Annotated in this window: 7 protein-coding genes and 1 pseudogene; 5 read left to right on the top strand and 3 right to left on the bottom strand. The window is 77.3% G+C overall.

Annotated features, from left to right (window positions below):
• The first annotated feature begins 516 nt into the window (after positions 1 to 516).
• Positions 517 to 3051 carry a transglutaminase domain-containing protein gene (locus tag FRAQA3DRAFT_RS12390; protein WP_232292022.1) on the top strand — a complete coding sequence of 845 codons (2535 nt, stop codon included), beginning with the start codon at positions 517 to 519 and terminating at the stop codon, positions 3049 to 3051.
• Positions 3052 to 3115: 64 nt separating this feature from the next.
• The gene (locus tag FRAQA3DRAFT_RS12385) at positions 3116 to 5737 is read left to right on the top strand and encodes a PKD domain-containing protein (protein WP_009739372.1); all 2622 of its coding nucleotides are present in this window, start codon (positions 3116 to 3118) and stop codon (positions 5735 to 5737) included.
• A gap of 29 nt (positions 5738 to 5766) precedes the next feature.
• Here the strand turns inward: FRAQA3DRAFT_RS12385 and FRAQA3DRAFT_RS12380 are convergent, their stop codons facing one another.
• Both FRAQA3DRAFT_RS12380 and FRAQA3DRAFT_RS12375 read right to left on the bottom strand, forming a co-directional pair.
• Positions 5767 to 7374 (bottom strand): dynamin family protein, encoded by a 1608-nt coding sequence (locus FRAQA3DRAFT_RS12380; RefSeq protein WP_009739371.1) that lies wholly within the window; start codon positions 7372 to 7374, stop codon positions 5767 to 5769.
• Positions 7374 to 9158, bottom strand: a complete 1785-nt coding sequence (locus tag FRAQA3DRAFT_RS12375) for a dynamin family protein (RefSeq protein ID WP_232292021.1) — start codon at positions 9156 to 9158, stop codon at positions 7374 to 7376. The genes FRAQA3DRAFT_RS12380 and FRAQA3DRAFT_RS12375 overlap by 1 nt, the downstream gene beginning before the upstream one ends.
• Positions 9159 to 9298: 140 nt before the next feature.
• Here FRAQA3DRAFT_RS12375 and FRAQA3DRAFT_RS12370 point away from each other — a divergent pair, with 140 nt between their 5' ends.
• On the top strand, positions 9299 to 10135 hold the full coding sequence (locus tag FRAQA3DRAFT_RS12370; RefSeq protein WP_009739369.1) for a response regulator transcription factor: 837 nt from the start codon (positions 9299 to 9301) through the stop codon (positions 10133 to 10135).
• A gap of 23 nt (positions 10136 to 10158) precedes the next feature.
• Here FRAQA3DRAFT_RS12370 and FRAQA3DRAFT_RS12365 read toward each other — a convergent pair whose 3' ends face one another.
• Positions 10159 to 11652 carry an NlpC/P60 family protein gene (locus FRAQA3DRAFT_RS12365; protein WP_009739368.1) on the bottom strand — a complete coding sequence of 498 codons (1494 nt, stop codon included), beginning with the start codon at positions 11650 to 11652 and terminating at the stop codon, positions 10159 to 10161.
• Between the two features lie 144 nt (positions 11653 to 11796).
• On the opposite strand from FRAQA3DRAFT_RS12365, the gene FRAQA3DRAFT_RS12360 reads away from it, so the two are divergent.
• Together FRAQA3DRAFT_RS12360 and FRAQA3DRAFT_RS36015 are read left to right on the top strand one after the other, a co-directional pair.
• On the top strand, positions 11797 to 12474 hold the full coding sequence (locus FRAQA3DRAFT_RS12360) for a DUF4255 domain-containing protein (protein WP_009739367.1): 678 nt from the start codon (positions 11797 to 11799) through the stop codon (positions 12472 to 12474).
• A gap of 5 nt (positions 12475 to 12479) precedes the next feature.
• Positions 12480 to 13279, top strand: a pseudogene (locus FRAQA3DRAFT_RS36015) (ATP-binding protein); the annotation flags it as partial.

Below are 13279 nucleotides of genomic sequence, written 5' to 3'. Positions count from 1 at the left end.
GGCGGGGGTGCGCCGGGCCGGCCAACGTGGGCGCGGCAAGCGTGGGCAGGCCCGCCGGCGCCGCCGCCACCGCGCCTCCCGTTGCCGCAGGTGCCGCCCGGGGCCATCCCGGCCACCCCGCCGCCGGCCACCCCGCGCCGCGCGCCCTCGACACCGCCGCGTCCCGTGCCGTTCGCCCCGTCCGGTCCTGCGACGTCGGCACCGCCGGGTTCCGCGCCGTCGAGGTCGGCCGGGATCCCGCCGCCGGCCCCGTCCGGATTCGTGCGACCGGGTTCGCCGGAGCGCTCGCCCGGGGCACGGCCGCCGGCCCCTGCCGGACCACCCCCCGGGACCGCGCCGCTGGGCCGGCGTGGATCGTCGGCGAGAGTCCCCCCGGCGCCGCCGCCGCAGCCCTCCCCGCAGTCCCCGGCCACGGGGCCGGGAACCACGCTCGGCCCGGCGCCGCTGCCGCAGGGTGGTCCGCTGCCGCCGGGCGGTCCGGCGCCGCATGGTGGTTCAGTGCCGCATGGTGGTCCGGTGCCGCATGGTGGTTCGGCGCCGCCGGACACGACGGGCCAGGCCGAGACGGGCGCGAGACCGGTGCCGCAGCGGCGCCGGCTGGCGCGCTGGCGGTGGATCGTGCCGAGTCCGCGCCGCCCGGCCGGTCCCGGCCCGCGCCGCCCCTACCGAGCCGGCCAGGTCGCTCTGGTGATCCTCCTCGGCGCCCTGACCGCGGGGGCGTTCGCCACCTTCTTCGCCGGTGGGGAGTTCGGACGGGCGGGTCTCGTGCTGGTCGCGGCCGTGGCCGTCGCCGGCGCGGCGGGATGTGTGGCTGCCGCCCGGCTGCGTTCGGGGCTGCTGGTCGGCCTTGCCGGCGTGCTCGGTGCGCTGGTGTTCGGGGTGTGTGTGCCGTTCGCCGGTCGGCTGGCGGACGGTCCGGACGTCCTGTCGGCGTTCGGTGCGGCCGCGCGAGACGGGTGGGCGCGCATGCTCACCGTCGGGCTGCCCGCCGAGGCCGAGGGCGACCTGCTGGTCACTCCGGTGCTGGTCCTGTGGGCGGTGGCGTTCGTGGCCGCGGTGCTCGTCGTGCGCACCGACTCGGTGCTGGCGCCGCTGCTGCCGCCGGTGCTCGGGTTCGTCGTCGCGCTCATGTTCACCGCCGCCCGGGGCCGGTCGCTGCTGGCGACCACCGGGTTGATCATTGCGGCGGCCGGGCTGCTCGCGGTGGTCCGGGTGGCGCGGCTGGCCTCGGCGGGGCGGGTCAGCGCGGTGGCGTTGCCCGGCGTCGACCCGGCCGCGGGGGAACTGGACAGCCCCCCCGCGGGAGGCCGGGAGGGATCCGGCGGGCCGGACGCGGACGGGGCTGCCGGACCGGGCCGGGCTGGTCGGTCCGGTCGCGGCGCGCTGGCCGGCTTCGTCGGGCGAGAAGGCCGCGCCCGGGCCCGGCCGCTTCTGGGCCGGCTCGCGTTCGGCCTGCCCGTCGTCGCGGTGGCCGCGATCCTCGGCACGGTGGCCGCCGGCGTCCTGCCGATCGCCGGGGGAGCCGACCGGTTCGACCCGCGCGAGCACCGGACCCCGCCGGTGGAGGTCACCACCTCCCTCAACCCGCTGGTGCAGATCAAGGCCGATCATCGGGCGGCGCGGGCGCAGACCCTGTTCACGGTGCGGCTGGCCGCAGCCGGCAAGCAGGTTGCCACCAGGCGACTGCGCACGCTCACGCTCGCCGACTTCGACGGGGCGAGCTGGCGCACCGACGGTCGGTTCGTCCGCAGCGGTCGGGTCCTGCCGGAGGGGCACGGCCCTGACACGGCGACGGGCACCGAGACGCGGATGGAGGTGACCGTCGAGGCGCCGGGCGGGGTGTTCCTGCCCACGATCGGCCGGCCCGTGCGCGCCGACGCGGCGAGTGTCGACTACGCCTTCCAGCCGGACGCCGGGGTGCTCGCCGCGCAGCGGCCGCTGCGCGCGGGGGACCGCTACCAGCTCACCGCGCGGGTGCCGGCGCCGACGACGGCTCGGCTGCGGGCCGCCGAGCCCGCGACCGGGCCGGCGACCGAGCGTTACCGGAACCTGCCGTCCGGCCTGCCGACGGCCCTCGGCGATCTCGCCGCCACGGCGACCTCCGGGGCGACCACCCCCTACGAGCGGCTGACCGCCCTGGCCGAGTACCTACGCGACCCCGCCGCCTTCACGGTGGACGTCGACGCCCGGCCGGGGCACTCCTACGGCGCGCTGAACCGTTTCCTGTCCCCCAAGGGGGCTCGGGCCGACCACCGGGGCTACGTCGAACAGTTCGCCACCGCGTTCGCGCTGCTCGCCCGAGTCGAGGGGTTCCCGAGCCGGGTCGCCGTCGGCTACCTGCTCGACGACCGGTTCAAGCCCGCGCCGGGCACCTTCACGGTGACGTCCCTGCAGTCCTTCGCCTGGCCGGAGGTGGCCCTCGACGGGCTCGGCTGGGTCGCGTTCGACCCCACCGACACCAGGCGGCTCGGCAGCCGACCGCCGGCGGACGACGTCGACCTGCCCTCCGGCGGCGACGGTTCGTCGGCCGCCCAGGCCCAGACCGCCGCCGCGATCATCACCCCCGAGCTGGACCGGCTGGCCGAGCTGGGCGGCGCGGGCGGGGGCGGGGCGGAACGGACCACGGCGTTGGCCGTGCTGCTGGCGCTGCTCGCCGTGGCGGTGGTGAGCCCGCTCGCGATCGTCGGTGAGAAGCGCCGCCGGCGCCGGCGGCGGCGCGCCGGGACGACGGCTGCTCGTATCGCCGGCGCCTGGCTGGAGGTTCGCGACCGGCTGGCGGAACGTGGGGTGAGCCGGTCGCGGGCCTTCACCACCGACGAGGTCGTCGACCGGGTGCGGGCCGCCCGCGGCGCCGGGGCCGCAGACCGGGTCGGTGAGCTCGCCCCGCTGGTCACCGCCGCCCTGTTCGCGGTGGCCGAGCCCGAGGATGCGCAGGCGGGGCGGGCCTGGGAGCTCGCGACGGCGGCCGGCCGCGAGCTGCGCCGTACCGACCGGCCGGTCCGCCGCCTCGTCGCCGCCATCGACCCGCGTCCGCTGCTGCCGCGCAGATGACGTGCCCGGCGAACCCGACCACGCGACGTACACCTTCGGATGAGCGGGACAAGTGAGCGCAACGATGAGATCACGAATCCGACTCGGCCGGGTGCTGGTCGCCGTGGTCGCGCTCGTCGCGGTGGTCGCCGCCGGCGCGGTCCTGGCCGCCGGGCGGGGAGACCGGGCCGTCCGCTTCGCCCTCGACGACGGGTCCGCCTGGCTGGTGTCCTCCCGGGTCGGTCAGGCCGCGCTCATCGACGGCGCGTCCTCGCAGGTGATCGCGAGCGTGCCGGTCGCGACGGGGAAGTCGGACCTCACCGCCGCCCAGTCGGGTGCTGACGCCTTCGTCGCGGACGCGGTCACCGGCACGGTCGTGCGCATCAACGGCGCCACCTACGAAAAATCGCGCAAGGGCCGCTTCGCCCAGCCCGGCCAGCGGCTGTCGGTGTTCCCCGGCGGGCGGGACATCTTCACGTTCACCGCCCAGTCCGGCCTGGTGACGACGGCGGACGCGCACACGCTCACCCCCCGCGCGCAGCAGTCGGTGGCCTCGCGGATCAACGCCGGCGGCGGGGTGGTGGACGCGGCCGGGCGGCTGTGGCTCGTCGACGCCGACAGCGGGGACCTGGTGTCGCTGGACCACGGCCGAGTGCGGCGCCACGCGCGGGCGGTCAGCCCGAACACGGCGCGGTTGACCCTGGCGGCGGGGCGGCCGGTCGTCGTGCAGGGCGGTTCGGTGCGCCAGATCCAGGACGACGGCGGGCTGCGGCCGGCCACCTGCCTGGCCGGCGGACAGGGGGACGCCACCGCGGCGGTGGCGGGCTCGCCGACGGCGCCGCGGGTCTACGTGGCCTCCGGTCTACACGGGGTGCTGCTGGTCAGCGACCTGCGCCGGGGGACCTGCGACACCGTCGCCGCCGACCTCGCCGCCGCCGGGCACACGTTCGGGGCGCCTCAGGAGGTCGCCGGCCGGGTGTTCGTGCCCGACTTCACCTCCGGCCAGGTCCACGTCGTCGACCTGTCGCGGCCCCGGGCGCGGCCCGCGCATGCCCAGGTGGTGGCGGCGAAGACCCGCTTCGAACTGGTGCCCGGCGGCTCGTTCGTCTTCTACAACGATCCGAACAGCGCGGCCGCCGGCGTGGTGCGCCTCGACGGCACCCCGGTCGAGGTGCGCAAGTACGACCCGGCGCGCCCCGGCGCCGGCCTGGTCGACGGGGGGGACGGCAACGGCGGCGCAAAGGGCCACGGCCCCGACGGGTTCGGGCCGACGCCGGTGGTCCCCTCGGCCGGGCCGACCCGCACGCCCCGGCCGACCCCCACGCCCACGCCGACGCCGACGCCGACGCCGCAAACCGGCACCGTCGCGGTCGCGGTGTCGCGGTCACGGGTGGCCGTGGGCGAACCCGTGTCGATGCGGGTGGTGGCCACGGGTGGCAGCCGGGTCTCGGCGGTGCGCTGGGCGTTCGGTGACGACGGGGTGAGCAGCGGGGCGCTGGCCACCCATGCCTGGTCACGGCCGGGGATGTTCACCGTGACGGCGCAGGTGACGCTCGCGGACGGGCGGCGGGCGGCGCCGACAGCCGTGATCACCGTGGCCGGCGACGAGCGGACCACGACCTCGCCACCGCCGGGGAACGACGGCGACCGAACCCGCGGGCCTGGGGGCAACGGCGTCCCCGGCGACAAGGACAAGCCCGGCGACAAGGACAAGCTCGGCGACAAGGACAAGCCCGTGCCGCCGACGGCGCGGGTCAGGGTGTCGCCGCCGAGCGGGGACGCACCGCTGGCGGTCACCGTCGACGCCACCGGTTCCTCGGCGGGCTCGGCGGCGATCTCCGGCTACCGGATCGACTTCGGCGACGGGACCTCCGGAACCGGCGCGACGGCGAGCCACACCTACGCCACGGCGGGGGAGTACACCGTCACGGTGACGGTCACGGACGCGCGGTCCGGATCGTCGACGGCCACCGCCCGGGTCACGGTCGGCGCGCCGGCCGTCGGGCCGACCGCCCGGCTGACCGTGTCCCCGCAGGGCGGGTCGGGGCCGCTCGCGGTCGTCGCCGACGCCTCGGCGTCGACGAAGGGTTCCGCCGACATCGCCGGCTACGCCTTCGACTTCGCCGGCACCGGGACGTTCGGCCCGCCGCAGGCCGCGTCGAGCGCCCCGCACACCTTCCCCGCGGCCGGCACCTACACGGTCAGCGTGCGGGTCACCGACACCGCCGGGCGCACCTCCGACTACAGCGCCACCTACACGGCCGCCGCGTCGACCCACACGCTGCGGATCACCGTGCGCGGCCCGGGTTCCGTGTCCGGGGCGACGGCGGTCTGTCACTCCGGGCAGACCTGCTCCGTCGAGGTGCCCGCCGGGGACGGCGTCGTGCTCAATGCCGCCGCCGACTCGACCGCCCGGTTCCTCGGCTGGTCCGGTGCGTGCCCCAACGCCGGCATCAACCCCGCGAGCTGCCAGCTCACGATGGACGCCGACCTGTCGACGACCGCCACCTTCGACTCCGTCAGCAGCTCCTCGCCGACGACGTCCCCCACCCCGACGCCGACCCCGACCCCGACGCCGACCCCAACGCCGACGCCGACCCCAACGCCGACCCCAACGCCGACGCCGACCGCGGTGCCGACGCCGACCGCGGTGCCGACCACGGCGGCTACCACCGGGCTGATGGGGCCCGGCGCCGGCAACGGCTGAGCGACGTGGCCGGCCCACTGCGACGTCGGTCAGCGGCCGGGCCTCCCCGGTTCGTCCTCAGCCACCCGTTCTCCCTCGGCGGCGGGGCGCAGCAGGCCCTCGCAGGTGCGGCGCAGCACGGCGGCGGCCCGGCGCACGGGCCGGGCCGCCATCCGGTTCTCGGCGAGGCGCCGGTAGCCGTCCAGGGCCGTCAGCAGCGCGGCACGCACCTCGGTGGGGCCGGCGTCGGCGGGCAGGCCGAGGCGGTCGTGCACGCCCGTGCCGGCCGTGCCGAGCAGGCGTTCCATCTGGGCGCGCCGGTCCTCGCCGAGCCCGTGCCCGGCCGCGGCGCCGGTGCGCAGGTCGCCGAGCAGCCGCAGCTCCGCCAGCGCGTGCGCGCCGGCCTCGACCCGTTCTCGGCGGGCGCGCAGTCCGGCGAGCGAACGGTGCGGCCAGGTGTCCAGGACGTCGTCGAGCACGCGCAGCGCTCGCTGGGCCTTGAGCACGTCGGCCCGGTCGGTGAACTGGCCGCGCAGCAGGGCCTGCAGCTCGCCCAGGCCGCTGCGGGCGGTGAGCGCCGCGGCGAGGCCGGCCGGGTCGCGGGCCTCCCCGAGCTGGACGAGGGCGACCGCGAGCCGGACGCCGGCCAGGCCCAGCCGGTCGAGCAGCACGGCGCGCAGCGGCGCGGGAACGCCGGTGTCCGCGGCGGGACCGGCGAACCGGTCGGCGGACAGCAGCAGCTCGTCCACCACCGCCACCGGGTCGCCGCCGAGCCGCAGCAGCCCGGCGAGCTCGTCGGGCGCGAGCCGGCTGCCGGCCTGCGCCAGCAGCCCGGCGACCGGCACCACCGTCTGGACCAGTGCCCGCACCCGTTCGTCCCGGCCGATGCCGGCGGCGGCACGGCGGGCCAGGTCCACCGACTCGGTGCGCCCCGGAGCGATCTCGTCCGCCCGCGACAGCACCCCGATCGCGTGCGCCGGGGTGGCCTCGCCGAGGCCGGTCCGCCGGAACGACTCCAGGAAGCCGACGTCGGCGGCGTGCAGGAAGCGCAGCAGGTAGATCACCGCGTCCGCCCCACCGGCACCCCGCCCGTCCCCCGTCTCGCCGTCCCCCCCGCCGTCCCCCCCGCCGGTCGACGCACGACCCCACGGCAGCAGGAAGTCCTCGGTGTGCCGGGAGAGCTCCGCGGACAGCGACGCGATGCCGGGGGTGTCGATGAGGGTCAGCCGCCGTAGCCGTGGGCTCGGCAGTTCCACCCGCAGCGCCCGCGCCGCCCGGCCGGCGCCCTCGCCCGTCCCGGCGAGGTCGACGAAGGCGCCGCCGTCAGGGGTGCGGCGCATCGCGGCCTCGACCACCGAGCCGTCGGCCAGGTGGGCCCAGGCGGCCTCCCGTTCCCCCTCGGCATAGGCGGTCACGACGCGGGTGCACTCAGTCGCGTCGGTGGCCGCGATCTGCGTGCCGACGAGGGCGTTGAGCAGCGTCGACTTCCCGGCCTTGACCCGCCCGGCGATCGCCACCCGCAGCGGCCCGTCGATCCGTTCCAGCTCCCGGCGCAGCACCACCTCGGCGGGGCTGGCGCGGTAGGCGCCGGCCGCGTCGACCAGCAGCGCGCGGACCTGCCCGCGCAGGTCGCCGTCCCGAGCGTCCGCCCCGCTCATCACGTCGTCGCGCCGGCCAGCGCACGCAACCGGGCGATCTCGGCGTCGACCGCGGCGAGCCGGCCACGCCGACCGTCCCAGGTGGCCTTGATCGCCCGGGCGGACGCCTCCTGGTTGCGCCGGGCGGAGACCGCCAGCTCGGCGGCCTGGGTCGTCAGCGCGTCGCGGACGTTGCGCAGGACCTGCTCGCGGCTGCCGGCCGAGTCCTGGACGGCCACCCGGCGCGTCTCGGCCAGGTACTCGCGGGCGGCCCGCAGGGCGTTCGCCCGATGGGTCCGCAGCTCGTTCTCGCGGATGGAGGCGATCGTGCGCCGGCCCAGCACCAGCAGGACCCCGAGGCCGACCGGGGCGAGGACGGGGGCGGCGGCGAACCCGACGAGACCCGCCGCGGTCCCCGCCATCGACACGATCATCATCCCGACGCCGCCGCCGCGGGCCCCGTGGGTGATGAGGTCGAAGCCGCCGATGCGGCGGAACTCCGGGTCGCGGCTGTCGTCGAGCGCCGCCGGCCGACGCGCGGGCGTCGGTTCCACGGCGGCCCGCACCTGCTCCCAGTCGGCATCGAACTCGCGGGTGACCGCGGTGACCAGCGCCTGCGCCTCGGAGCGGATCATCAGCCGGTGGGTCAGCAGGGCGTCGTTGGTCTGCCGGTAGAGCCAGCCGCGCATCTCATCCCAGTCGCGGGCCGGTTCGCCGGCCTCGATGCGCGCGGCCGCCGCCGACTCGACCGCGCGCAGCCGGTCGTCCAGGTCGTCCCGCAGCCGCGCGGCCATCTCCTGGCCTCGGTCGGCCAACGTGCGCCGCCACCCGGCGGCCGCCTCGGTCAGCTCCTTCGCCCGCCGCTCCGCTTCGTCGAGCTCGGCCTTGAGCGCCCGGGCCGCCGCCGGGTCGGCGAGCACGGCCCGTTCGGTCTCCAGCTCGCCGAGCAACTGGCGCACCGTGTCGCGGGCCACCTCGGTGACGGCCGCCGCCAGCCGGGCCTGCCGCCCGCCGGCGATCTCGTCGCGCAGGTGCGTGGCCAGCGCCGGGTAGCCCGACTCGGCGTCGAGGTCGGCCCGGTCGGCCCCCAGGGCGTGATGGCGTAGCGGGGCGGCCAGCGGGAAGGCGACCGGTGCCAGCCCGGCGCGGCGCAGATGCGCGAGGTCGGTCGCGAGGATCCGTCGCCACGCGGGATAGACGTCGACCTTGGTCAGGGCGAGCAGCACCGTCGGGCCCAGCCCGGCGAGCCGGCGGATCAGGTCGAGCTCGGGAGCGGTCAGCTCCTGGCTGGCATCGGTGACGAACACCACCGCGTCGGCGTCCGCGGCCGCCCGCAGGGTCGCGGCGGCCCGACCGTCGGCCAGCCCGCCGCTCAGGCCTGGGGTGTCCAGCAGGGTCAGGCCGGTGGCCAGCAGCCTGCGGGGCAGGCCGACCTCGGCGCCGTGGGCCGCCGGTGCGTCGTCCCCGGCGGCGGGAGCCTGCGTCGCCGCGTGCACGGCGGTGATGGTAACCGGCCCACTCGCCGCGGCGGCCTGTGCGTCGGTGACGCCGTGCAGGGCGGCGGTCGGCTGCGGGGCGTAGCGGACGAGGGTCGGCAGCAGCGTCGCCGCCACCGGGTCGGTCCCGCAGGCACGCGTTCCGAGCAGCGCGTTGACCAGCGTGCCCTTGCCCTGCTTGAACTCGCCGACCACCGCCACCGGGCATGTCGGCGTGGCCAGCCGGCCGCGTTCGTGGGCGAGGCGGGCCTGCAGGTCCGGGCGGCCGCACCGTTCCGCCTCGGCGAGGACGGCGTCGAGCAGGCGCACCGATTGCGCGGATACCGATTGCGCGGATGTTGAATTCCCGCCGGGTTGCGTCATGAGTGTCGCCCGAGAGGATTCGCGGCATGAGTGGACCTTGAGCGGGCCGTGCCATATGTGGAGCGCCCCGATGAGGAGGACGTCCCATGCAGCACGCGTTGCACGTACTGGTCCGCGCCAGTGACCCGATCACCCAGGCGGGTCTGGCCGCCCACCTGGAGAGCCATCCCGACATCGAGATCGTCACCGGCCCGGTCGCCGCCCCCGTCACGGCCGCCCGCGGCCCGGCGGGGTCGTGGCGCCACCCGGTAACCGTGGCCACCGCCGCTGTGGCCGCGCCGCCCGCCGTGGCCGCCCAGCCTGTCGGCGCCGGTGTCGCGCCGGCCGCCCGGACGGTGGCGGGCGGGCGGGCGTTCGTGCCCCGCCAGAGCGCCTCGACGGCGGGTCCGGCCGGTGGGTCCCCGGGCGTGACCCCCGGGGTCGACGTGGCGCTTGTCAGCGCCGAGGCCGTGGACGACGGCACCCTGCGGACCGTGCGCGAGATCCATCAGGGCGGCGTGCCGGTCGTGCTCGTCGTCGCCACCCTCGACAGCCACGATCTGACGGCGGCCGTCGACGCCGGCGTCGTCGGTCTGCTGCGCCGCGCCGGCGCCACCCCGGACACGCTGCTCGCCGCCGTGCGCGGCGCCGCCTCCGGCGAGGGTTTCCTGCCGCCGGACCTGCTCGGCCCGCTGCTCGCCCAGGTGCGCCAGGTCTCCACGCAGGTGCTGGCGCCGCGCGGGCTGACCTTCTCCGGGATGTCCGAACGGGAACTGACCGTGTTGCGGCTGGTCAGCGAGGGCCACGACACCAGGGAGATCGGGCGCCGGCTGTGCTACTCGGAGCGGACCGTCAAGAACGTCCTGCAGGACGTCACCCGCCGCTTCGGGCTGCGCAACAGGTCGCACGCGGTGGCCTACGCCTTCCGTCACGGCCTGCTCTGAAAGCCGCAGGGGGCCGGCGGATGTCATGCATGGGTGACGCCGTCGAGACCGGCGCCTCCCGGGTGGGTACCGCCGAGCCCGGCGACCGGGCCCGCCTCGGTCGCCGGCTCCGCGCCGGGCACGGGGGAGCCGAGGTCATGGCCGTCGAGCGGGTCGAGATGCGCCAGGTGCTCGGCGCCGTCGGTCACCCCGTCGTGGTCGCTGTCGACGGCGGTCGGATCGGTGCCGAGGACACGTTCGAGGGCGTCGGTGAGATCGTCGTGGTCGCTGTCGAGGGTGGCCGCCTCGCCGGTGGCGCCGTCGAGGCGGCCGGTGCCCGCGCTGTCCGGGTTCGTCGGGCTGCTGCCGGACGCCAGCTCCATGACGTCGGTGAGCCCGTCGCGGTCGGAGTCGGCGGCCAGCGGGTTCGCGTGCAGCCGGAGCACCTCGTAGGAGTCGGACAGGCCGTCGTGGTCGCTGTCCGTGCCGTGCGCGTCCGTGCCGAGCACGGCCTCCAGGGCGTCGGTGAGGCCGTCGTGGTCGCTGTCGGTGCCCCCGCCCGGCTGGGAGCCGAGGTAGGCCAGGCTCGCCGCGTCCGCCCCGCCGGCGCCGACCGGCCCGGCGCCGACCGGCCCGGTGCCGACCGGCCCGGTGCCGACCGGCCCGGTGCCGACCGGCCCGGCGCCGACCGGCCCGGACAGTCCCGGCAGCACTGCGGCCCGGTTGAGCCAGTTCTCCCGGCCCTCGAAGATCCCCACCCCGGCCCGCGAGTTGCGGGCCTCGATCGTCCGCCCGTCGCCGAGGCTGATCGCGACATGGCCGACGTACCCGCTGGCGTCCTGGTGGAACAGCAACGCGCCGGGGGTGTGCAGGGCCTGCTCGACGGAGATCTCCTGGCCGCGGCTGCGCAGGGCATCGTACTGGGCGGCGGCGCCGTCCGGGATCTCCACGCCGGCCTGTGCGGCCGCCCACTGCGTCAGCTCCGAGCAGTCGAAGGCGCCCGGGTCGGCGTCGTGCAGGTTCGCCTCGGCGCCGTAGACGTAGCGGTCACCGGCCTGGGCGACGGCGGCCTCGAGGAACCGCCGGGTGCTCTCGCTGACCGGGGCGCCACCCCCGGCGCCGTCGCCGCCGGCGGCGAGCGGGTGGCCGTAGCCCGCCGTCCCCGACCAGTTGCCCAGCCCGTCGCCGTCGCCGGCGGTGATCGCCGCGTGCTGGGCCTGGGCCCGGTAGGCGAGGTAGCGGGCGTCGGACTCGCCGTGGGTGGTCGTCCACGGCGAGATGTCCCGGCCGCCACGGGACACCTCGTAGGCGAGCCGGGCGTTGACCGCCGGGTCGTAGGCGTCCAGGTGCGACCACTGCCGGTGGGCGTTCATGTTGATCTGCCACAGGCCGCGGGAGTCCTCGCCGCGGGTCGCGTGCGCCGTGCCGTTGCCGCCCGACTCGGCCAGCGCGACCGCCGTCATCGTCACCGCCTGGTCGGGGGCGAAGCCGGCGGCACGGGCGTAGGCGTAGATCTGCGCGGCCGTGTACGTCGCCATGATCGTTGACGCTACGCCGCCGGGGTGGCCGCGGGAACGTCCCGGCGTGCAGACGTTGCGCCCACCGCGGCCTGCTCGATCGGGCAGCACACTGCGCTCGACGGCCTCTTGCCGCCCACGGTCGCCGGCTGCGAGCGTGGGAGCGTGATCCACGACGTCGACGAGACGCTGGCCGCGCTGCTCGCGGCCGAGGGGGTCGCCGGCGGCGCTACCGAGGTCCTCTTCGACGCGCCCACCCGGGACTGGGCGGCCCGGCGCAGCGCGCCGTGCATCGACGCCTTCCTCTACGACATCCGCGAGGACGTCGCCCGCCGGGAGATCGCGGCCGTTCCGGTCCGTGACACCGGCGGGCGGATCGTCGCCCGCCGTCCCCCGCCGCGCCGGCTGAGGCTGTCCTACCTGCTCACCGCCTGGACGACCCGGCCACAGGACGAGCACCGGCTGCTGTCGGTCCTGCTCGGCGCGCTGCTGCGCCACGACGTGGTGCCCGCCGCCCACCTGCGCGGCGCGCTCGCCGACGGTTCGCTGCCGGTCCTGTTGCAGCTCGCGTTGCCCACCGGCGGCGATCGGGGCATTGCCGACGTGTGGAACGCCCTCGGCGGCGAGCTCAAGCCCTCGCTCGACCTGGTCGTGGTCGCGCCGTTCGATCCCGACCGCTCCGAACCCGCCGGCCCGCCCGTGCAGGCCCGCCCCGAGCTGCGGATCCACCGCACGGGCGGTGCCCCGGACGGTGGTGCCGGGGACGGTGGTGCCGGGGACGGTGGTGCCGGGGACGGGCGGGCCGGGGACGGGCGGGCCGGGGCGCCGGCCGCCGGAGGCTGAGCGCGGTGCCGGTGCGGGGGGATCCCTCGCTCGTCGATCTGCTGGGCCGGCTCGCCGCCGTCGAGCAGCGGGTTCGGGCTGCCGTCGCGGCGCGACGCGCCACCGATCCCGATCCCGACGACGCCTTCCGCGGCCTGTACCTCAGCGACGAGCACGTCGACACGCTGCTGCGCCGCCCGCCCACGTCCCCGGACGCCACCCCTACGAACCCGCCGCGCGACCCGCCGGCGCGGGCGGCAGGTGAGTCGGTGCCGCGGCTGGCGGAGCTGGCCGGCCGTCTGGGGCTCACCCCGCTTGATGTGGACATCCTGCTTGTCGCGTTGGCCCCCGACCTCGACGCGCGGTTCGAGAAGCTCTACGGCTACCTGCACGACGACGTGACCCGGCGACGGGCGAGCCCGGGGCTGGTGCTGGAACTGTGCGGGCGATCCCCGCTCGACGCCGCCGCCCGCGCCCGGTGCACGGCGGCCGGCCCGCTGGTCGCCGCCGGCCTGCTGGTCGTCGAGGAACCCGAACGGCCGTTCCTGACCAGGTCGCTGCGGGTCCCCGACCGGATCGCCGGGCACCTGCTCGGCGACGACCGGCCGGCCCCGGCCCTGGCCGCCGCGCTCGCCGACGCGCCCGACGTCGGCGGCTCGGCGGTGGCGCGCCTCGCCGAGGTCCTGCGCGACGGCCCGGGACGGCTCGCCTACCTGCGCACGGGGCCCGGGGCCGACGGGCTGGCGGTCGCCGCGTCGGCCACCCGGCGCGCGGGCCGACCCCTGCTCGCGCTCGACCTGCCGCTGCCTGGCCGGCCCGGCGACCC

Origin of the sequence: Frankia sp. QA3, assembly GCF_000262465.1 — a bacterium.
Lineage (GTDB): Bacteria > Actinomycetota > Actinomycetes > Frankiales > Frankiaceae > Frankia.
The sequence above is the reverse complement of the archived record's forward strand: the minus strand, read 5'-3'. Positions and strand labels throughout refer to the sequence as shown.